Raw genomic sequence first — 20,310 nt, forward strand, 5'->3', positions numbered from 1 at the left:
CCTCAGTTCGTGCCGATCCGTGCCAGCAGGTCCACGATCCGGCTCTGCACCTCGGAACTGGTGGACCGCTCCGCGAGGAACAGCACCGTCTCGCCCGACGCGAGCCGCGGCAGGTCGGCCTGGTCGACGGCGGCCGTGTAGACGACCAGCGGCGTGCGGTTGAGCTGCCCGTTCGCGCGCAGCCAGTCGACGATCCCGGCCTGGTGCCGGTGCACCTGGAGCAGGTCCATCACGACCAGGTTCGGCCGGAACTGCCCCGCCAGCGTCACCGCGTCCGTGTCGCTCGCCGCCCGCGCCACCTGCATCCCGCGCCGCTCCAGCGTCGCCGTCAGCGCCAGCGCGATCTCCGCGTGCTCCTCGATGAGCAGCACCCGTGGCGGGTGCTGCTCGCTGTCGCGCGGCGCGAGCGCCTTCAGCAGGACGGCGGGATCGGCGCCGTACGCCGCCTCGCGCGTCGCCTGCCCGAGCCCGGCCGTGACCATGACCGGCACCTCGGCGGCCACGGCGGCCTGCCGCAGCGACTGCAGTGCCGTCCGGGTGATCGGCCCGGTCAGCGGGTCGACGAACAGCGCCGCCGGGAACGCGGCGATCTGCGCGTCCACCTCCTCGCGCGAGTGCACGATCACCGGCCGGTAGCCGCGGTCGCTGAGCGCCTGCTGGGTCGACACGTCCGGGGCGGGCCAGACCAGCAGCCGGCGCGGGTTGTCCAGTGGCTCGGGCGGCAGCTCGTCGTCCATCGGCTGCGGCCGCGGGGTGTCGGCGACCTCGACGGCACCGCCCGGACCGTCCAGCGGTTCGGGTCCCTCGGCGGCGTTCTCGTCCGGTGCGCCTATCGCGTACGAGCGTCCGGCACCCTCACTGGCCTGCGCCCCCGCCTGCGCGGCGAGCCGGGACTGCCCCGCGAGGGACGGCTGCGGCTGCTGCTGTACGGGGGACTGCTCGGCCGGCGGATGCGGGCGGGCGGACTGCTCCGGGCGCGCGCCGGCCGGGTCCGGCGGCGTACCGAGCTTGCGGCGTCGTCCGCCGCTGGTGGGCTGCTGCGGGGGAGGCGTGGCGCCGCCCGACGGCTGCTGCACCTGCGCCGCCTGCCGCGTGAACGGCACACCCTGCCCCAACGTCCGCACACTGATCGCCCGGCCCTGCGTGGAGTTCGGATCCGCGGGCGCGGCGGCGGCCTCGGCGGGCAGCGGCTGCGCGACCCGCGCCTGCTGCACCGGAGCCGCCTGCCCTGCCTCAGGGGGGAGGGGGGTGCCGGGGGCGGGAGTCTGCGGCGCGGGCTGGGGCTGGGCTGCGGCCTGAGGCTGAGGGGTCGGCTGCGGAGCGGGGGCGGGGGCCGGGGGGACGGGGTTTCCGGCGGCGTTCGGCGGTACGGCGGCGCCCGCGCCCTGCGGAGGTACCGGGGCGCCCGTGCCGGCGGTGTCGTCGGAGTCGGCCGTGCCGGGCCACTGCTGCGGGGCCGGGGTGCCGTGACCGGGGGTCGCCTCGGCGGGGAGGGGCCGGCCCTGCGCCGTGCCGTTCTGCGCAGGAGTGGCCTGGCCCGGGAGGGGCTGCGCGACGGGCTGGGCGCCCGGCGTGGCAACGGGCTGGACCGGGGCCTGAGCGGGCGCGTGCTGTGCGGGCACGGCTTGGCGCAGGCCGGCGGGTGCGGGCCGGGTCGCTTGAGCACCCTGGGCTGCAGGTGCCGCCTGGGCTGCCTGCGTCACCTGGGCCGCCTGGCCCGGAGTCCCCTGAGCCGGGGTCACCTGGGCCGGAATGGCCTGCGGAGACGCCACGGTCGCCGCCTCCGCCGGCTGGGCAACGGCCCGTCGGCGTCGGCCCGTCGGTGCGCTCGCCGGGTGCGGCTGGGGCGGAGTGTGGTCCTCGGACTGGTCGTGCGGCACAGCGTCGTGCCGGCCGTGGTCATCGGCGTGCCCGGCACCCGGGGCGCCCTGCCCCGGCACCTGCGCGGCCTGCGCCTGCGGCTGACCCGCCGTCTGCATGGCCTGCGCCTGCGGCTGACCCGGCACCTGGGCGACGGCAGCCGGCTGCGGCTCGTCGGACGACCGGTCCGCCTCCGCCGGCGGCAGCGCGAAGACCGTACGCGGCTCCGCTGCCTGCGCGGCGGCACGTTCCTGGGCGGCGGCGAGGGCACGCCGACGCCGCCCGGTCGGCTGCTGGTCCTCGACACCCGAGCCGGCCGGGGCCGGTGATGCCGCTGCCGCGGGCAGCGCCGGCGGCAGGGCGTGCTGTTCCCCCGCCGCGCGCCGGGCCCGCCGTCCGCCACCGGACGCGGGCACGCCCTGCGGCGGAACGGTCCCGCCCAGCCCCGTGCCCACGGCCGCGGCGCCCGCGGCGTGCTCGGCAGCCGTGACGACGGCACCCTCGGCTACACCGCCCGCCCCAGCCTCCGGCGCACCGTCCACCACGCCGGCGTCCTCGGCCGGCCGCCCGCGCCTGCGCCCCGTACCGCCGGCGACCTCGCTCGCCTCGACCGGCGCTTCCAGGGCCTGGGGTGCGGCAGCACGCCTGCGCCGCCGCCCGGTGGGCGCGGCCGCCTCCGTCTCGGGCCCGGCTCCCGGTAGGTCGCTCTCAAGGAAGGCGTCCACGGAGGCCCGCCGGGCCCGCCGCCGCCCGCCCGAGGTCTGCTCGGACGAGTCGGCACCGGTCTCGTCACCGGCGGCCTCGGGCGCGGCCGGCGCGGGAACGGCCCCCGCCCCACCCCCGAGCGGAACCTCCAGGACGTACGCACTGCCGCTCATCCCCGGCACCTCGTGCGTCTGCAGCACACCACCGTGCGCCCGCACGATCCCGCGCACGATCGGCTCGTGCACCGGGTCTCCCCCGGCGTATGGGCCGCGCACCTCGATCCGTACGACCTCACCGCGCTGCGCCGCCGCCACCACGACGGTGTTGTCCATGTAACCGCCCGCCGAGACGGGCGAGTTGCCGGTCGAGTCGACCCCGGCGACATCGGCGACGAGGTGCGCGAGGGCGGTGGCGAGAAGCTTCGGGTCGACCTCGGCCTCGATGGGCGGCGCGTGCACGGCGAACTGCATCCGCCCCGGCCCGATGAGCTCGACCGCCCCGTCGACACCGGCCGCCACGACGCTGTCGAGCATGACCTTCGTACGGGTGATGTCCTCGGTCCCGGCGTCCAGCCGCTGATAGCCGAGGACGTTGTCGATGAGCTGGGTGATCCGCGAGTACCCGGCCGAGAGGTGATGCAGCACCTGGTTGGCCTCGGGCCACAGCTGCCCGGCGTCGTCCGCGGCCAGCGCCGCCAGCTCGCGGCGCAGCTCGTCGAGCGGCCCGCGCAGCGAACCCCCGAGCAGCGTCAGCAACTGTTCATGTCGCCCGGCCAGCGCCTCGTACCGGTCCTTCTCCCGCTCGGCGAGCGCGGCGTACCGGTCCTCGCCGGCCGCCAGCTCCTCCTCGTGCCGCTCGCGCAGCTCCTCGAGCTCGGTGACGTGCTGCTGGCGCAGGGCGGTGAGGTCGGAGGCATGCTCCTCGGAGAGCCGCTCGAGCTCTTCCGCGTGCTGCTTCTCCGCGGCCGCCTTCTCCTCGGCGAGCGTGTCGTACGGCCGCCGGTCGGTGAACGTCATCACGGCACCGACCAGCTGGTCACCGTCGCGAACGGGTGCGGTCGTCAGGTCGACGGCCACCTTGTCGCCGTTCTTGGACCACAGCGCCTGCCCGCGCACCCGGTGCTTGCGCCCGGAACGCAGGGTGTCGGCGAGCGGGGACTCCTCGTACGGGAAGGGCGAGCCGTCGGCCCGCGAGTGCAGGAAGAGCGGGTGCAGTTCCTTGCCGCCGAGTTCGCCGGCGCGGTAGCCCAGTATCTGCGCGGCGGCCGGATTGACGAGCACGATCCGCCCGTCGGTGTCGGTCCCCACGACGCCCTCGGAGGCCGCCCGCAGGATCATCTCGGTCTGCCGCTGCGAGCGGGCGAGCTCCGCCTCCGTGTCGACGGTCCCGGAAAGATCCCGCACGACGAGCATGAGCAGCTCGTCGCTGCTGTAGCCGTAACTGTCGTAGGCCTGCTGGCCGTTTTCCAGATTCGCGCTGGTGACCTCGACGGGGAACTCGCTCCCGTCCGTCCGCCGGGCGATCATCCGGGTCGGCTTGGTACGCCCACGGGGATCGATGTGATCGGGCCGCCGCATCGAACCCGGGATGAGCTTCGAGTCGAACTGCGGCAACAGATCGAGCAGCCCGCGCCCGACGAGCGCGGTGCCCGGCGCCTCGAAGGCCTCGAGCGCGATGGTGTTCGCGTTGACGACGGTTCCGTTGGCGTTGACCAGTACCAACGCGTCGGGCAGCGCGTCGAGTATGGCTGCGAGGCGAGCAGCGCCTCGGGATGGCCTGCTGCTCACGAGACGCTTCCTCCCTGTTACCGCACCTTGCCGACCGCTCGGGCCATCTTGCCAACCTGCCCGCGACGTGTCACGCGAGGGAGTCTAAGGGCTGGGGTTGCGCTCGCGACGCCGGATGAGAGAGAGCTCGCACGACGGGGCGACGTCCAACGGACGACGAACCAGCGCGGATCCCCCGCCCACGCACGCCCACGGCACGCACCCTCCGCGAGACCTTTACAGCACTGTCGTTTCCGCCGGTTCCCACTGCTTCCGCAGACCGCCCCTGCTGCCGGAACCAGCCGCTACGCAGTGCCGCCAGGCCCCGCCTCCGACGGCACCTCCGGCAGCAGCGGCACGAGCCGGTCCCAGCGGGCGATCTCGCACCCGTTGCGGCGGTCGAACGTGGCGTCGACGGGGCGTCCGGCCCACGTCCCGGTGACGTGCGCGGTGGCGGGCCCGCCGTACTGCATGGTGCACACGCTGTCCGACGGCACGGGCGCGAAGGCGCCCACGCCCCACCGCGTCTCCCGGTCGAGGACACGACACGCCCCGCTCACATCCGGATGACCGCCGCCCTCCGGATGACACCGCAGCTCATACGTCCCGTCCGCCCGCCCGCCGGCATCCCGGACGGTGACGGTGAGGCGATCACCGTCCCGGCCGCGGTCAGGGACGGGCGGAGGTGCTGCAGGGGAAGGAGCGGCCGGTGTGCCCAACGGGGCGCCGACGGACGCGGCTGCGGCTGCCGGGGCCGCGGCGAGGGCGGTGAGCGCGGCGAGGGAGGCACCGGCGGCGATTGCGAGCCGCCGGAGCGCCGGGCCGGTAGGGGTGAGGGGGGTGACCTGCAACATGACCTGACTAACGCTGTACGCCCCTGGATGTTGCGCGCCCGCCGTTGCCCGCCGGACGCGCGGCCAAGCCCTTTGCTCTGCGACCCGCCTGCCTAGTACCGTGGGGGGCGATTGGTGACAGCACGCTCGACTGTGTCATCATCTGCACGAACCACTCGCGCTCGCGCGGGCGGTTGTGCTGGAGGCGTCGCCTAGTCCGGTCTATGGCGCCGCACTGCTAATGCGGTTTGGGTCTTAAAGCCCATCGAGGGTTCAAATCCCTCCGCCTCCGCGCGATCATCGAAGCCCCGGTCCACCCCGACCGGGGCTTCGCCGTTTCACCCCCTCAGAGCGCGTTTCCGCAGGTCACAAGGGGTACGGCTAACGGATTTCACATGGCGGCGGCAGTCATGTAATGTTCTTCCTGTCGCCGCGAGCGGGCCGGAAGGGCCGGAAGCGGCGGGAAAACAGAACAAAGACAAGCACTCGTAGCTTAACGGATAGAGCATCTGACTACGGATCAGAAGGTTGCAGGTTCGAATCCTGCCGAGTGCGCACAGGTCAAGGGCCCCGGATCACTCCGGGGCCTTTGGCGTTTCAGGGGTGTACAGCAGCGAAGTACAGCAACCGCGTCAACCGGTACCGCCCATGACGTCGGACAGCTTGCCGATCGCGGCGCGCACCTCCTCCTCGCTCGCTTCGGCGTAGACCTCCATCGTCATGGCGATCTGCGAGTGCCGGAGGATGCGTTGCGCCACCTTCGGGTGCACCTTCAGCGCGACCAGGAGCGAGCTGCACGTATGCCGCGTGTTCCGGAGCGGGATGACCCGGAGCCCGGCGCGACGAGCCCGGAGGGCGAACATGCGGGTCATGTTGCCCGGCTCGATGGGCGTGCCGTACTTCGTCGTGAAGATCAGGTCATGGCTGTCCTGCCAGAGCTCCCCGGCGGCTTTCCGGTCGCCGCTCTGCTGAGCACGGCGCATCCGCAGCGCCTTGAGGCAGAGTGCCGGCAGAGGCAGGAAGTCGTCGGAGTCCTCGGTCTTGGTCTCGCGGTGCAGGATCTGCCGACCGGCCCGCTGGATCTGATGGTCGACGTACAGCTCCCCCTGCTCGAAGTCGACGGATTTCCACGTGAGGCCCAGGACCTCACCACGGCGCAGGCCGAGGCAGAGCACCAGGACCCAGGCGGCGAAGAGATGGTCATCCCGCGCGGCAGCATCGGTGAGGAACTGGCTCGCCTCAGCGACGGACCACGGCTTGATCCGGCGACGCCGAGGCTTGGGCACCTTCACGAGGGAGGCGACGTTCTTGCTGATCTCCTCCTCGGTGACCGCGTGGGTCAGAGCCGCCCGGAGGGCATCGCGTGCGGCTTGGATCACGCGGCGGGACGGGTACGACTCGCAGCACTCCCCGATGGCACAGCACTTCCGGTGAGCAACGTCTCGCTTGGCGTCCTTACCCTGAGCGCAGCACTGGCAGACGGTCGCCAGCTTGGTCAGCCACTCGCGGATGTCACGGACCGTGAGCCGGTCCAGCCGCTTGGGGCCGAGATGCGGAGCGATGTAGAGCCGGACGCAACCTTCGTACGAGACGTACGTGAGGGGCGCCAGGTTCGGCTTCACGACCGAGTCCAGCCAGTACGTGAGGAACGCGGCCACTGTCCGGTGCCGAGTGGCGACCGGCCCCTTTTTCGCTTCTGCGTGGAGGTTGAGCCACTTCTCATGGACCTCCTCACGGGTCTTGCCGTAGGCGTATTTCCGGGCTCGCTTGCCGTCCGGCTTGGTCACCCAGACGTAGGCGGCGTAGCCGTTCTTGTACGGGTAGATCGAGCCTTCGCCGTTACCGCGCTTGCCGCTCACGCCGACCACCCCGCTTCTGTCTCCTGGGCGCGGCGTTCGATGTACTCGTCGACGTATCGGGGCAGGATGCGGCGGTTACGGCCGTCCTTGATGGAGCGGATCTCCCCGGTAAGGATCAGCATCTTGGTCTTGGAGAGGCTGAAGCCGAGCATCTCGGCGACCTCGCGCGTGCTGTACCACTTCCTTTCGATCACTGCCGTGGTCATGCTGCGGCTCCTTCCAGGACGAGCTGGTCGTGCAGGGCTTCACGGGCGGTTTCGCGGTTGAGCTGGAGATCGCGGGCGATGGTGGCGGCGAGGGCGGATTCGCCGGGGGTGTGGCCATGTCCGGCGTACTGCCACTCGGCGAGGACGAGGACGGTGTCCGGCTCGATCTCGTCGAGGCCGAGGGCTTCGCGTTCCTGGACGGCGCGGTAGTCGGCGCGGGCCTGACGGAGGGCGCCGAGGGTGGTCGAGTAGCGGCGGGACTTGGAACTGAAGTGACCCCGGAAGCCGAGCATGTGAGCCCAGGCCCATAGGCGCCGGTCGGGGTAGAGCGGGTCGAGCTGCTTGCATGCCTCGATGAGGCGGCGGGTGTGGTCGGGGACCTGGTGGCGGTCGAGTTCGGCGAGTTCGCCGATGCGGCGGTCGAGGGTGCCGGTGTTCTCGGCCGCTTTGGTGGCGTACTTGGCGACGTAGGAGGCGACGGCCTGTTCGGTGATGTCGGAGCCGTCACCGAAGGCCTTGACCGGCCGCACGTCGAGTTGGGTGCCCCAGCGGAAGGTGCGGGCCGGTTGGTCGTCGGCGGCCGGGACCGAGACCGAGGTGTACGAATGGCCGGCGGCGGCGCGGATGGCGTCGGCGAGCAGATCGACGGTCGCCCAAGCCGGGGGCGGGATGTCGGGTCCGTCTGGGCCGTCGAGGCGGATGACGGCGTGGAAGTGCAGGGCGCCCCGCTTCTGGAACTCGGCGACCTTGCCGTACGAGACGCGTACGTGGTCGGCGAGTTCGCGGCGGGTGAGTCCGGCGCGGGCGGCGATCTCACGGCGTAGGCGGGTGGTGAAGCGCTGCCAGAGGTCGCCTGCGTGGTTGTTGAACAGAACGGCGCCCGCGTAGTCGTACGTTGCCGGGTCGAGGGCCGTGCCGAGGGCGGGATCGTCGGCGGTGTGGCGGGTGCCGCAGCGGCAGGCGCCGTGGTCGGGCCGGTTGTGGACCGGGCCGAACGACGGTGCGGTCAGTGTGGCGAAGACGCGAGGATGGTCGCGCACGGTGGCGGGGATGTCGCGGCGGTCGTCTCCGGCCAGGCCAGCGCGGATGAGGTGGTAGGTGTCGCCTGCGTAGGTCCAGGCGCAGGACGGGCAGCGGGAGGCGCGGCGGTTGCCGCAGGCGACGCGGAGACGGCCGCCCGGCTCGTTCTCGGTGGTGTAGTGGTGCAGGGTCTCGCCGGTGGTCTTGTCCTTGTGGAGGGTCCAGCCGGTCAGGTGGATCGGGTCGGCGCAGCCGCCGGTGCGGCGGATCTGCTCGTGCCAGCGGTGGTAGTCGGGGGCCGAGGCCACCCTCAGCAGGTCGCCGAGGGTGGTCGGGTCGAGGAGGGTGTCAGGCACGGGCGCTCTCCCGGTTGCGGCGGGTGCGGGCGAGGCCGGTGCCGTGGCAGGCCGGGCAGTGCGCGGTGAGGGTGCGCAGGTGGCCGTGCCGGTCGCGGCCCCCGAGGGTGATGGCGGCGGAGGCGAAGCCGTCGCAGTTCGGGCAGATGCGGGGCGGCGGTGTGGGGTGGGCGGTCATGCTGGAGGTTCCTTCCGGTTCCACGGGATCGGACAGGGGCACGGCTCCCGGGCGGCGGATGCTTGGCGGTATCGAGGCCGCCCGGGGGCCGGTCAGCGTTGCTTGGCGTCGGTGTTGACCAGCGAGCGGATCACCAGGGCGCAGATGGCGAGCGAGGCGCCGGTGATGGCGACCGCGAGGAGCAGCGAGACCAGTACGGCGCCGACGATCAGGACCACGGCGGTGCCGCCGCCGACGAGGGCGATCACGGTGCCGGGGGTGAGCTGGACCACCGGCCCGGACTGCGCAGCGGACGCCGGGGCAGGCGGCGGGGTCTGGACACTCGGGACGACGGCGGTCGGCTCGATGACGGCGGGCGGGGTGACGTGGCCGGTTGGGGTGGGCATGGTCGGGATCTTCGGGCGGAGCATCGGTGATCTCCCCTCTGGGATGGGCTACTTGACGAAGGTGTTGATGGCGGGGGCAAGGACGCTGTCGGCGAGGAGGTAGCCGCCGAGCAGCAGGACGGCGATGAGCCAGGCGGGCGGGCGGATGAGCTTGACGCCGAGGTAACCGACGACGAGCAGGGCGAGCCAGAGCGGGACTTCCATGGCGGTGGCCTCCTAGCGGACGCGGCAGCGGTGGGTGCGGGCGGCGAGCTGGGCGGCGGTCTGGCTGGTGTAGTCGGCGGACCAGCCGCAGCGGTCGGCGGTGCATACGGCGGCGTGCTTGGTCTGGCCGTTGCGGTCGCGGTGGGTGCCGATCTGCACGGGGCCGATCTGCATCAGCGAGTGGAAGTGGTCGCGGGCAGACATGGCGGGTGGTTCTCCTCTCTGGTCAGGCGAGTTGGGCGGCGATGGCGTCGGCGAGGTGGGGTGGGACGCCGAGGCGGGTGCGCAGGGTGTTGGTGTCGATCGGGGTTCCGGTGCGGGTTTGGTGGTCGGCGGCGACCTTGCGGGCGTGGTCGACCAGGGCGGCCGGGACCGGTGGAGCCGGGGCGGCGGGGAGAGCCGCGGTTTCCTCAGCAGCCGCGACCGGCGCAGGTTCCGGCTCACGAGCGGGCATGGGTTCGGCGGTCTCGAGGTCGGGTGCAGGGGCCGGGGCTGCGGGTGCCGGCGGAACCGGCACCCGGTCCCCGGCCGGGTTGGGTGAGGCCGAGTGGGCGAGCAGGGTGCCGCCGAGGAAGGCCAGTGCGGGCCATCCGGCGACGAGGATGCGCAGCCAGGCCGGGACGTGGTCCAGGTCGAGGAGTCCGGCGGTGGCGATGTTGGCGCCGAGCGAGGCGACCAGGGCGACCAGGAACCAGAGCCAGGCCATTGCGGATCGATCGGTGCGCAGACGGCGCAACACGGCGACCAGGAGCAGGTCGACGCTGACGGGGTAGGCCCAGGCCTTCCAGCCGGTCTGTCCGGCGGCGGCGGCAAGGTCGTGCAGGTGGGCGAAGGACAGCGCACCGGCGATCACGGCCAGGACGAGTACGACGACGTCCACGCGAATCTTGCGGGGCACGGTCGTCACCTCGCTTCGGGGTTGTGGCCGGTGCCCCAGCAGGTGAGGCAGACGGCGGTCTGCTGGTCGGCAGTGGCGCGGTACTTGCGGGCGCCGACCCGGACGGACTCAGTGATCTCGCCGGTGCCGTCGCAATCCGGGCAGGCGACCGGCTCCGCGTTGGCGAGGTAGAGCAGCACGTCGGCGTGGCACGGCTGGTCCAGCGGGCACCAGCAGCCCAGATCCCGCCCGGCCAGCTCACGGCGGACCGTGGCGATCAGGTCGGGGTGATCGGCCAGGTGCGCGTGGTAGAGCTGGACGGCTCGGGTCCGACCGTGCTCGGCGACCGGGTAGAGGTTGCCCCACCGGCTGGGGCGGGCGACGACCACGCCACCGTGCGGCTTGCGCCATCCGGCGGAACGGCGGAGCTGGAAGCGCGCGGCCACGGTCACCACCCCTCGCCGGGGTACTCCGGGCCCTCGTTGGGGTCGTAGCCGGGCGGGAAGGTGCCGGGCGGAGGCTCCGGCAGCGAGGCCGCCAGGCACGGGCCCACGGTGTCGATGAAGTCCTGGTCCGCGCCGGTGGTGTCGGCGTAGAGGGCGAGTTGGCCGAGCATCACCACAGTGCGGGCGAAGTCCTCGCAGTCGGGGCACATGGCGGGTGATCTCCTTGTTTGAGGCATGGCTCGGGTAGGGACCTGGCGCGATGGCGGTCGCGCCGACCGTGGAACAGGGAGTGATCAGGTGGTGGCCGGGATGGACTCGACGGCCGGGGCATCCGCAGGCTCCGGGATGCCGAGCGCAGGCCGGAACGGGGCCAGGGCGGGCAGGTCCGGGGTCAGGTCGGCGTACCGGTTGCAGGTGTTCACGGCCTGCCGCAGGGACGTGTGCGGGGCGCGGATGCGGGACCAGCCGCCGGTGGAGTCGCCGGTGATGGCGACGCCGCGCATGTCGGCGGGGATCTGGATCGCGGCCAGCACGGCGTCCGGGGAGATGTCGCCGAAGGCCATGTTCGCGCTGGATTCGTCGTTGACGCGGTGGGCGGTGCGGCCGGTGAGCTGGGCACGGAGCATGGTGATGCCCTTGCCGAGTTCGGAGCCGAAGCGCTGCCCGCAGATCTCCAGGTAGATCCCGGCAGCCCGGCCGAGCTGGGCCAGGCGGGCGAGCGCGGTGATGATCCGGTCCCGGCGCTTCTCCTCTTCCTTGTTGGCGAACAGGGCGAGTTCGGCCACCTCGTCGACCAGGACCACGATCGGCACCGGGCGCAGGTTGGCGGGCAGATCCCAGATGTCGGCGGCGATCTCGGCGTCGGGGACGTCGGCGGTGATGCGCTGTTCGGTGCGGATGAGCTGGTAGACGCCCTCCATGTGCGCGACGAGCGCATCAAGGAGTTCGGCGGCGGTGTCGGGGTTATCGGCGAGCGCGGAGAACCGGCGGGCGAGCGGGAACAACTCGACGCCCTGCTTGCAGTCGATGCCGACGAGGGCGACGTCCATCGGGGCGAGTCCGGCCACGAGGTTCCGCTGGTAGACGGACTTGCCGGACTCGGTGGCGCCGAGGGTGAGCGCGTGGGGTATCGCCCGGTAGTCGCGGTAGTGGACGGCGCCGTCCTCGCGCAGGGCGACCGGAACGCGCATCGGGCGGGTGTCGGTCTTGGCGGGCATCTGCACCCGCTTGAGCACGTCGTAGCCGGTCATCCGCACCTCGACCACGCCGGAACGCACTTCACGCGAGGTGACGCCGTACATCGAGAAGGAGTGCCGCAGCCGGTCGGACGCGGCGGCGATGTCGAACGCGTCTTGGCCCGGCTGGAGCTTCAGGCGCAGGACGAGCCCGGTACGGGTCGGGCGCAGCCGCAGGATGCGAGGCGGACGGGACTCCGGCGCGGGCCGGTTGGCGATCCGGGCAAGGACGAGGCGCCAGCGAGAGGGCGGAACGGTCAGCCCGCAGGCGTCCATGACCGATGCGTAGCGGACCAGGACCCGGAATGCGGCGAGGGTGACCCCGAAGGTCAGCCAGTACCAGGCGGGGCGCCGCCACCGCAGGAGACCTGCAGCGGCGGCGACCAGCAGCAGCGCGACCGTGAACCCGGTCATGATCAGGCCGCCTTGGGCTTTGTGGCACCGGCGGCGAGCGAAGTGATGGCGACCGCGCGGAAGCTGATGCCGTGCCGCTTCTGACCGTTGAACTCGTTCTCCCACGGCCGGGCGACCAGGCCGGTTACCGCGACGGGGGTGCCCATGGTCAGCTCCCCGGAGATGTCCGGCTCGGTCACGGTGATGGTCACGACCTCTGCGCTGCCATTCATGACGAACAGCACGTCGACCGTGACGAGTGTGTGGCCGGTGTCGGTGTCGGTGGCGATCACGCCGTTGCGCTTGTCGCGCATCTTCGTCTGCGGGGGCTGAGCGACCATCAGGGTCGCGCCGTTCGTGTCGACGGGAATCTGACGCACAGCAGATCACTCCTCTATAGAGGCTGGACTCTGTCACTCATGTATATGAGTGATATGAAGAAGAGTGCATGACTCCTGTACATGAGTCAACCCGCCGCGATGAAGAACTCGCGACGGGCTGCGGGGAGTTGAGCGCGCGTCAGTCGGCGGCAGGGATCCGGTACTCGAAAACGAACTGGTCAGCGGCCATGAGCGTGTCGCAGACCTCGACGACGAGCCCCTCAGTCGTACGGGCCTCACGGATCAGGTGAACCACCGGCGCACCGGGGCTCAGCGCCAACTCGGACGCCTCCGCCTTGGAGGCCGGACGCGCTTGCAGCGTCTCGACGAACTCGGCGAACTCGTGCCCGTGGTCTTCGAGTCGGGCGTAGATGCCACCGCCACCGGGGTTCTCGGCGAACAGCTCCGGGATCTCCTTGACGACGTCCCACGGGAGGTAGGACGTGGCGGTCTCGACGGGGGTGCCGTTGCGGAAGTAGAGGCGCCGCCGGGCGAGCACCTGAGCGCCGGCGGGGACGCCCAATCGCTGGGCGGCATCCTCCGGAGCCTCCATGGGCCCGATGTAGAGGACGCTCACCTTGGCCGTGGCGCCGGACTGCGCCGACTCGGCGAGGTACGCGGCCTTGCCGCCCTGCCGGAGTGAGCGCCGGAAGCGATCGGAGGAACGGTGCCGTACCGGCGGCCGATCCTTCACGATCGAGCCCTTGCCGTGCCGGGTCTCGACGAGGCCGCTCGCACGCACCTCGACCATGGCCTTGCGGATCGTGCCGCCGGAGACGCCGTACCGCTCGACGAGCTCCGACTCACTCGGCACCATGTCACCAGGCTTGAGGACGCCCGCCCGGATCTGCTGCACGATCTCGTCAGCGATCTGCACGTACCGAGGTACGGACCGCTCACCTCCTACCGCGGTTCCCATAGTCCTTCACTTCCTCCTATGCTCCTGTGTATGAGTACATCACGGGAGGCAAGGCCAACACCATCGCTGCACTCGGTATCCGTAGCCGGAGCCGTAGTGCGCGAAGACGGTCGGCTCCTTGCCATCCGCCGCGCCGACAACGGAACTTGGGAACTCCCCGGCGGGGTACTCGAACTCGACGAGACCCCCGAGGCAGGCGTCGCCCGCGAAGTCCTGGAAGAAACCGGCATCCACATCGAGGTGGACGAACTCACCGGGGTCTACAAGAACACGACGCGGGGCATCGTGGCCCTGGTCTTCCGCTGCAAGCCCTCCGGCGGCACCGAGCGCACGTCGAGCGAATCGACGGCCGTTTCCTGGCTCACGCCCGAGGAGGTCAGCGAGCGCATGGCCGAGGTCTACGCGATCCGTCTCCTGGACGCCTTGGACGGCAACGGCCCGCACGTCCGGAGCCACGACGGCAAGCGCCTCATCCCAGCGGGATAGAACTTTCCCTACTTCATCAAGCCCCGGCTGCGCTCCGCTCCGCCGGGCGCGCTCCCGGCTCCGCTGCGCGCTGCGCTCCTGCCTTCGGCCCGCTCCGCGCACGCTGCGCCGACGCGCGCCCAGGTGTGGATAGGACCCCGAGGCCACGAGTCGAGCTCCGCAAGTAGCGGTTATGGTCAGAACGAGCCTCCGGCGGGGGCGCTCAGGCTCCGAGATGGACGGGGCACCGTTGACGAGTGCCGGCCGCGTGGTGGCGGGCGCGGGGAGCTTTCATCCCGTCCGCCATCGACCCAGGCAAAGCCGAGCAGTCGCGGTTCAGGGCGTCAAGGTCGTACGTACAGTGGCGCGCTCCACCTTGACGCCCTGAACCACGCCCGCTCTACGGAGTGTGGGTCGACGGCAGACGGGATGAAAGCTGGGGAGGGTGGTGGGTAGAGGCTGTCACGATCAACTTCCCGATCCTTCAACCGCATCCGATACTGAGATCAACATCTGCGGACGAAGGCAGACGGCACCGGTCACGGGTGTCTTCACCGGCCAGTGACATTGTTCGCCAGCGCCATGGTTACCGTTATGCGAATGGTCCAATTTGTTGATGTAAGAGAGTGTTTCGACGGAAAATTCGTAATGAACAAGTGTGTGCGGTTCAAGCTCACATCGGATGCAGAAGTCATCCGAAACGCTTGGAACAAGGAGCACACATGAGTCCTGAGCACAGGACAACTATGGAAGGCAAACCGCCAGCCAAAGGAAAGCGCAGGGTTGGCGGCCTAGCCTCGGTCGCACTGCTGGTGGCGATCGGACTGATCACCCCAGCCGCAGCCATCGCGCACAGCGTGACCACGCACGGTGGTGTCACTGCTGCCGGCGACCCCAAGTGCAAAGAAGGCAAGGACAAGGACAAGTGCAAGCCGACGCCGCCGCCGGCCTCTGGCTGTAACAACATCGACTCAGCAGTTCAAGGCATGACCAAGTACGTCTCGGTAGTCTGCAACGGACGGGTGCGCGTCCTGTCCGTCAACGAGGCGGGCGCGAACCCTCCCACTCCCGTTGGCGGCTGGCAGTTGGTCGGAGGCCCGACCAACGTATTCGACGCCACGCTGTCGGTATTTGATTCACGCCTCCTGGTCACCGTGCTGACTTCGTCAGGAACGGTGTGGCAGGGGTCGTGCACCACTACGCTGCCGCTCACAGTCCCGTGCACGTTCACGCAGATGCCGACGCCCCCGAATGGTATCGGCGTGATGTAACAAGGGTCACCGCGATCCTGAAGCCCGTCGGAAATCTGCGGGGGTTCCCAGCCCGCAATTGCGACCGAACAGGCAGCACCCTTCCTCCCCTGGCGCGCCCGTTCGACAGGCGCGCCAGGGGGGACGCCTCCGCGCCGCACCCCCGGGCTCCCAGCCCGTGATCGCGTCGATCACGACAGCGGGACTCCCAGGATCAAACGGGCGATCAGCGCTGCAGACCTCATGAGCGGGAGGACGATGGCCCGCGAGTTTGCCGGAAGCTGTGGAGGTGTACCGGTCGGCATGTCTGGTGGCGCTGGGCTGGAAAGCGTGTTGGTTGGGACCTGCGCAGCCTGCCGTTCGTTCCGGCCTGCAGACGTGGCCCTCGGGCAAGGCGACCACGAGTCACGTGGACCTGCACGCCGACTCGCTGCGGTACAGCAGCGAAGTACAGCAACCGCGGCAACCGGCGCCGTCTGACAGCGTCCCTGTACAGCCGTAGCCCGACCGGTATGACCTCCAGTGACCGGTCCACATAGAGCTACGGATCAGAAGGTTGCAGGTTCGAATCCTGCCGAGTGCGCACAAGTCAGAGGCCCCCTGGGAGAATCCCAGGGGGCCTCTGACATCAACGGGTGACATCAACGCACCCCGCTGACCGTGCTCAGGCGACCTCCCGCAGAACAAGAAGATCGTCTTGCATTGCAAGACCGGTGTCCGCAGTGCGGAAGTCCGCGGGCTTCGCGGACGCGGTGCACGTCGGCGGCGGCGTGATCGGCTGGGTCAACCAGATCGAGCCGGAGAAGCCGGTCTACTGACCTGGGGCCGTCCCCCACCGCCAAGGGTTCGGAGGGGCTTCCCCGGCCCGCGACGGGTGAGCGGCCCGCCGGTCTGCCGCTACTCGCAGACCGTGCCGTCCTTCGGCACCTTGCCGTCGAGCAGATAGGCGTTCACCGTGTTCGTCACACAGCTGCTGGTGCCGTACGCTGCGTGCCCCTGCCCCTGGTAGACGAGTTCCACGCCGACGTCTCCGCCGAGCTCGTCGGCCATCCGCCGGGTTCCCTCGTACGGGGTGGCCGGATCGCCGGTGGTACCGACGAGGAGGATCGGCGGGGAGCCCTCGGCGGCGACCTGAGGATCCCTGGCCTCGCCCTTGACCGGCCAGTCGGTACAGCCGATCAGGCCCCAGGCCGCGGACTCACCGAAGACTGGGGAGGCCTTGCGGAACTCGGGCAGCTTCGCCTTCACGTCGTCGACCGTGTAGCGCTGCTCGCTGTCCGCGCATCTGATCGCCGTGAGGGCGGGAAACAGATTGCTGTAGTGGCCGTTGGAGTCGCGTTCGACGTACAAGTCGAAGAGGGCGAGCAGCGTGTTCCCGGTCTTCTCCTGCTCGGCTTCCTGGAGGGCCTGCGTCAGGTAGGGCCAGCTGTCCTGGGAGTAGAGGGTCTGAGAGATGCCGGCCTCCGCCATGTCCTGGGTCAGCTTGCGGCCGTCGTCGGTGGGCAGCGGCCGTGCGTCGAGCCGTTTCAGCAGATCGGTGATCTTCTTGCGGCCCTCCTCGACGCTGCTGGCGGTCGGACAGCCCGGATCCCACGCACAGTCCTCCAAGTAGTTGTCCAGGGCGAGCTGGAAGCCCTTGGTCTGGGCGAGGAGTTCCTGCGCATCGTCCTGGGTGGGGTCGGCGACGGCGTCGAAGACGGCCCGGCCCATGTTCTGGGGGAACAAGTGGGCGTAGACCCCGCCGAGTTCGGTGCCGTATGAGGTGCCGAAGTAGTGGAGCTTGTCGTCGCCGAGGACGTGGCGCAGCAGGTCCATGTCGCGGGCCGCGTTGGTGGTGGCGACGTGCGGAAGGACCTTGCCCGAGTTCTTTTCGCAGGCCGCCACGTACTTGTCCGCGAGCGCGAGGGCGGTCTTCAGCTCTTTGCCGTTGTCGGGGGTGCCGTCGGTCTGGTAGTAGGCATCGGTGTCCTTGTCGTTCAGGCAGCGCACGGGAGCGCTGGCGCCGACGCCGCGCGGGTCGAAGCTCACCAGGTCGTAGCGGGCGTGCAGCTCGCGGTAGTCCTTCACGAACTGGGGGAGGGCGGAAACGCCGGACGCTCCAGGGCCGCCGAAGTTGAAGACGAGTGAGCCGATGCGCGTCTGTCCGTCTTCCGGGCGCGCCTTCGCGCGGATCAAGGCCAGATCGATGGTGTCGCCGCCCGGATCGGCGTAGTCGAGCGGGACCTTGAGGGTGGCGCATTCCCAGGGCGTGCCGTCCGGCAGCTTTCCTGGCGCTCCGGCATCCGCACCCTGCAGGGTCGTGGGGGCCGGGCAGCTCTTCCAGTCCGGCTTCTGTCCGGTGAGCGACTGGGGCAGGGGGGTGCCCGGGCTCGCGGACGCAGGGGTGGTGGGGGGTTCGACCCCGCCGCCTTCGTGCGCCCCGGCCGGCCGCGTCGCGGGGGCTGGTGCAGGCGAGCCGGCGTACAGGGCGGTCAACAGCACCCCGCAGGCCCCCAGCGCCGCCATCCCGCCGCGCAGCCTACGCCTGGGTATTCGGCCAGTGTCTCGGACAGCGATCATCGCCACGCCTTCCTGGTGCGCCCGTGCGATGCAAGGGCCTGTCGGATGCGGCTTCACAAGGGGCCCGGGACACCCGGCGCCTGGATCGGTCCCCGGCGCCTCCCGTCTGTCGAGCCGTGCCCGGGGCCTGTCGCGGAGCGGGCTGCCGCCTTTTGCGCTCCGCTGTGTCATCAGTCCATCACGTGCTGTGCTCGCAGGGCGGTCCGAGGGGGCCGAATGGGTGAACCGCGCCGAGCGATACGGCCAGGCCATGCCACCCTGCCGCCACCGTGCCGACTGACGCCGCCGCGTGACAGAAAGCGCCCGCCGACACCTGATCAAAGACCGGCCGGCCCAGCGACGACCGCACTGGGGGCCTCCTGTGTTGCGTCGCATCCAGGACGGGACGTATCCCTCGCGGACGCGAGTGCCGTCAGTCATCCAGATCACTGCCGAGTTCGGGATCGCTGCTGCGACCGCTCAGGCATATGAGGTCGAGTCCGGAACCTTCGCCTTCAGTGGGGATGCCGACGAGTACATCAGCGCCGGACAGTCGTACTCCTACACCGATGGCGAGGGCTCCCAGGACGGAATGACCGTCCAGGGCTACACCACCAGCGACGGTGCAGGAACCGGCGTCGGCGTGTTTGTCGACAGTGCCAACGGCGGCACGTGGTCCTTGCACCTCGAGGCACGGTGGGGCCCGTCCCAGCCGCTGGTCCCCGGCACCTGTACCGGCGCCAAGGCCAATCCGGCACCGGGCGAGCCCCGGATCGAGCTCAGAGGCAACGGCCGGGACTGTCTTGCCGAGGGCTCCTTCACCATCCGCTCCGTGGAGTTCGCGACCCACGGTTATGTGAAGGCGCTCGACGCTTTCTTCGAACAGCACTGCCCGGGAGCCACGGAGTCGGTGCGCGGCGAAGTTCGGCTCACCGATCCGGAGCCGCCCGCCGAGACCGTGCTGGGGCTACAGGTCGCCGCCGACGGCATCGCCGACAGAGGCACCGGGAAGGCTGTCGTCCACGGCACGGTTACCTGCAATTCGACAAGAAGTGACGGCCGGCTCACCAGATGCACAGCCAAGAGGCCCCGGACCGATCATGGTCCGGGGCCTTTGACTTCCAGGTCTGACATCAACTGTGTCGATCACTGACGACCGGTGCGCTTCCTGAGCAGGCGGTCCATGTGACAGCCGTCGAGAGCGGCGTTCGGGTTATTGCACGTCCACGAAGTCGCCGGTCGCCTTGACGGCCGGAGTGGTCGAGGTTCCTGCGAAGTCCCAGCGCCAGTAGCCGTCTTCGGACGCGGGGACCGTGGTCGTCAGGTTGCCGGTGCTGGAGGTGTTCACGGTCTTGATGGGCGTGTAGGTCGTGGTACCGGCCTTGCGGAACTGGAGCTTGACCGGCTGGTTGGCGTAGCCCCGGTAATCGAGCGTGTCCCAGTTGGCCCGGGTGAGCTTGCCGGTGATCGTCAGTGTCCTGCCCTTGGCGATCGGCTCAGGACTCGCGTTGGCGGTCAGCTTGGAGTGCCGCTGGAGGCGGGTGGTGGTGTAGGCCCACCGCTCGGTCCAGCTGTCGTCGTTCGCCCACACCTGGACACCGACCTTCCATGTGCCGGCGTCGGCGTTCGTGAGCCACCAGTCCGGTTCGAAGGTGAAGGTCTTCGAGCAGGTGGACGTCGTACTGCTGGAGGCGACGCAGTCCGCCGGGGTGGTGTCCTCGTTGGGCAGGATGTAGCCGTCGGGACTGTAATACGGGTCAGAGCCGTCCGGGCCCCGCCAGAGGTAGAAGTCCGCGTCCCAGATGCCCGACGGGTCGGTGGCGGTCACCGAGACCGTGATCGTCTTGTCGGCCGTGTCGACCACGATGCTCTTACCACCGTTGACGGCGACGCTGGTGATCTGGATATCGCCCACGGTCTCGTCAGCGTAGGCACCAGGGACGGCGAAGCCGGCCAGCGCGGCGACAGCAGTGAGCACGGCATAAGCAGCGCGCTTGCGCATGTATTTCCTTCACGGAGCGATGAGTGGAACCCGCCGAGCGGGGCGCGGCGGGGCGGTTGAAGCCGGTCAGGAGCCGGTGACGGACTTGATCGTGCCCGGGTGGCTGTCCTGCTCCCACGCCACCGCCGAGTCGCCGGTGTCGTCGGAGTCAGCCTTCGGCCAGGCCATCGAGGCGCCGTCCGGCGACAGGGTGCGGATCGCTCCCTTCGTGCCGTTCGCGAATTTCGCCCTGGTCTGGACCCGCTGGTAGGAGTACGTCGTCGACAGGTCACCGGCCGTCCAGGTCAGCAGGGCATCGCCCTGGCGATCGACCGAGACCTTGGGGGAGTCGGCGGCCGTCCATCCGGAGGCCGACCCATTCCGCGCCGATGTCCACGCGGCCTCGGCGCTCATGGTCACCGTCGCAGTGAACGCGATCCCGGCCGCCGCAGC

The 20,310-nt window shown here is 70.4% G+C and carries 21 protein-coding genes, 2 tRNA genes and 1 pseudogene; 6 read left to right on the forward strand and 18 right to left on the reverse strand.

The window, feature by feature from the left end; all coding sequences use genetic code 11:
• Window positions 1-2 precede the first annotated feature (2 nt).
• On the reverse strand, window positions 3-4,352 hold the full coding sequence (locus ACFVJQ_RS12205; protein WP_385783084.1) for a PAS domain-containing protein: 4,350 nt from the start codon (window positions 4,350-4,352) through the stop codon (window positions 3-5).
• Window positions 4,353-4,636: 284 nt separating this feature from the next.
• Complete coding sequence (locus ACFVJQ_RS12210; protein ID WP_385510545.1) at window positions 4,637-5,185, reverse strand: SSI family serine proteinase inhibitor; 549 nt, start codon at window positions 5,183-5,185, stop codon at window positions 4,637-4,639.
• 180 nt (window positions 5,186-5,365) lie between these two features.
• Between ACFVJQ_RS12210 and ACFVJQ_RS12215 the strand changes: the two genes are divergently transcribed.
• Window positions 5,366-5,456 (forward strand) — tRNA-Ser (locus tag ACFVJQ_RS12215).
• A gap of 190 nt (window positions 5,457-5,646) precedes the next feature.
• Window positions 5,647-5,719, forward strand: a tRNA-Arg gene (locus ACFVJQ_RS12220).
• 77 nt (window positions 5,720-5,796) lie between these two features.
• On the opposite strand, the gene xerC is transcribed toward ACFVJQ_RS12220, so the two are convergent.
• The 13 genes from xerC to ACFVJQ_RS12285 form a co-directional block, all read right to left on the reverse strand.
• On the reverse strand, window positions 5,797-7,032 hold the full coding sequence (gene xerC, locus ACFVJQ_RS12225; RefSeq protein ID WP_385783088.1) for a tyrosine recombinase XerC: 1,236 nt from the start codon (window positions 7,030-7,032) through the stop codon (window positions 5,797-5,799).
• Window positions 7,020-7,229 carry a helix-turn-helix domain-containing protein gene (locus ACFVJQ_RS12230; protein WP_385783091.1) on the reverse strand — a complete coding sequence of 70 codons (210 nt, stop codon included), beginning with the start codon at window positions 7,227-7,229 and terminating at the stop codon, window positions 7,020-7,022. The genes xerC and ACFVJQ_RS12230 overlap by 13 nt, the downstream gene beginning before the upstream one ends.
• The gene (repSA, locus tag ACFVJQ_RS12235; RefSeq protein WP_385783095.1) at window positions 7,226-8,605 is read right to left on the reverse strand and encodes a replication initiator protein RepSA; all 1,380 of its coding nucleotides are present in this window, start codon (window positions 8,603-8,605) and stop codon (window positions 7,226-7,228) included. Before repSA ends, ACFVJQ_RS12230 begins: the two co-directional genes overlap by 4 nt.
• Window positions 8,598-8,783 carry a hypothetical protein gene (locus tag ACFVJQ_RS12240; protein WP_385783098.1) on the reverse strand — a complete coding sequence of 62 codons (186 nt, stop codon included), beginning with the start codon at window positions 8,781-8,783 and terminating at the stop codon, window positions 8,598-8,600. Before ACFVJQ_RS12240 ends, repSA begins: the two co-directional genes overlap by 8 nt.
• A 92-nt stretch (window positions 8,784-8,875) precedes the next feature.
• Window positions 8,876-9,193, reverse strand: coding sequence for a SpdD-like protein (locus ACFVJQ_RS12245; RefSeq protein ID WP_385783101.1), 318 nt, complete (start codon window positions 9,191-9,193; stop codon window positions 8,876-8,878).
• Window positions 9,194-9,217: 24 nt separating this feature from the next.
• Complete coding sequence (locus tag ACFVJQ_RS12250) at window positions 9,218-9,373, reverse strand: hypothetical protein (protein ID WP_385783104.1); 156 nt, start codon at window positions 9,371-9,373, stop codon at window positions 9,218-9,220.
• A gap of 12 nt (window positions 9,374-9,385) precedes the next feature.
• A complete protein-coding gene (locus ACFVJQ_RS12255; protein WP_385783107.1) occupies window positions 9,386-9,577 on the reverse strand; it encodes a mobile element transfer protein in 192 nt (63 codons plus the stop codon).
• A 22-nt stretch (window positions 9,578-9,599) separates the two neighbouring features.
• Complete coding sequence (locus ACFVJQ_RS12260) at window positions 9,600-10,271, reverse strand: DUF2637 domain-containing protein (protein WP_385783110.1); 672 nt, start codon at window positions 10,269-10,271, stop codon at window positions 9,600-9,602.
• Between the two features lie 5 nt (window positions 10,272-10,276).
• A complete protein-coding gene (locus ACFVJQ_RS12265) occupies window positions 10,277-10,696 on the reverse strand; it encodes a DUF4326 domain-containing protein (RefSeq protein ID WP_385783113.1) in 420 nt (139 codons plus the stop codon).
• A gap of 2 nt (window positions 10,697-10,698) precedes the next feature.
• Entirely contained in the window at window positions 10,699-10,905 is a 207-nt protein-coding gene (locus tag ACFVJQ_RS12270) for a hypothetical protein (RefSeq protein ID WP_385783116.1), read from the reverse strand.
• Window positions 10,906-10,989: 84 nt separating this feature from the next.
• Window positions 10,990-12,345 carry an FtsK/SpoIIIE domain-containing protein gene (locus ACFVJQ_RS12275; RefSeq protein ID WP_385783119.1) on the reverse strand — a complete coding sequence of 452 codons (1,356 nt, stop codon included), beginning with the start codon at window positions 12,343-12,345 and terminating at the stop codon, window positions 10,990-10,992.
• A 2-nt stretch (window positions 12,346-12,347) separates the two neighbouring features.
• Window positions 12,348-12,704 (reverse strand): hypothetical protein, encoded by a 357-nt coding sequence (locus tag ACFVJQ_RS12280; protein ID WP_385783122.1) that lies wholly within the window; start codon window positions 12,702-12,704, stop codon window positions 12,348-12,350.
• Between the two features lie 139 nt (window positions 12,705-12,843).
• Window positions 12,844-13,623 carry a GntR family transcriptional regulator gene (locus tag ACFVJQ_RS12285; RefSeq protein WP_385783125.1) on the reverse strand — a complete coding sequence of 260 codons (780 nt, stop codon included), beginning with the start codon at window positions 13,621-13,623 and terminating at the stop codon, window positions 12,844-12,846.
• Between the two features lie 18 nt (window positions 13,624-13,641).
• Between ACFVJQ_RS12285 and ACFVJQ_RS12290 the strand changes: the two genes are divergently transcribed.
• The 3 genes and pseudogenes from ACFVJQ_RS12290 to ACFVJQ_RS12300 all read left to right on the forward strand — a co-directional run.
• Window positions 13,642-14,109, forward strand: a complete 468-nt coding sequence (locus ACFVJQ_RS12290; protein WP_385783128.1) for an NUDIX hydrolase — start codon at window positions 13,642-13,644, stop codon at window positions 14,107-14,109.
• A 701-nt stretch (window positions 14,110-14,810) separates the two neighbouring features.
• On the forward strand, window positions 14,811-15,359 hold the full coding sequence (locus ACFVJQ_RS12295) for a hypothetical protein (RefSeq protein WP_385783131.1): 549 nt from the start codon (window positions 14,811-14,813) through the stop codon (window positions 15,357-15,359).
• Window positions 15,360-16,011: 652 nt separating this feature from the next.
• Window positions 16,012-16,156: pseudogene (locus tag ACFVJQ_RS12300) on the forward strand (adenylyltransferase/sulfurtransferase MoeZ); the annotation flags it as partial.
• 79 nt (window positions 16,157-16,235) lie between these two features.
• On the opposite strand, the gene ACFVJQ_RS12305 reads toward ACFVJQ_RS12300, so the two are convergent.
• Window positions 16,236-17,843: an alpha/beta hydrolase gene (locus ACFVJQ_RS12305; RefSeq protein WP_385783135.1), complete on the reverse strand. Its 1,608-nt coding sequence runs from the start codon at window positions 17,841-17,843 to the stop codon at window positions 16,236-16,238.
• Window positions 17,844-18,468: 625 nt separating this feature from the next.
• Here ACFVJQ_RS12305 and ACFVJQ_RS12310 point away from each other — a divergent pair.
• The gene (locus tag ACFVJQ_RS12310) at window positions 18,469-19,029 is read left to right on the forward strand and encodes a hypothetical protein (protein ID WP_385783138.1); all 561 of its coding nucleotides are present in this window, start codon (window positions 18,469-18,471) and stop codon (window positions 19,027-19,029) included.
• Between the two features lie 60 nt (window positions 19,030-19,089).
• Here the strand turns inward: ACFVJQ_RS12310 and ACFVJQ_RS12315 are convergent, their stop codons facing one another.
• Window positions 19,090-19,878 (reverse strand): calcium-binding protein, encoded by a 789-nt coding sequence (locus ACFVJQ_RS12315; RefSeq protein WP_385783141.1) that lies wholly within the window; start codon window positions 19,876-19,878, stop codon window positions 19,090-19,092.
• A 66-nt stretch (window positions 19,879-19,944) separates the two neighbouring features.
• Window positions 19,945-20,277 (reverse strand): hypothetical protein, encoded by a 333-nt coding sequence (locus ACFVJQ_RS12320; protein ID WP_385783144.1) that lies wholly within the window; start codon window positions 20,275-20,277, stop codon window positions 19,945-19,947.
• Window positions 20,278-20,310: the final 33 nt, after the last annotated feature.

The sequence above is a fragment of the Streptomyces sp. NPDC127197 genome (assembly GCF_042672405.1).
In the GTDB taxonomy this organism is placed as follows: Bacteria; Actinomycetota; Actinomycetes; order Streptomycetales; family Streptomycetaceae; genus Streptomyces; species Streptomyces flavusporus.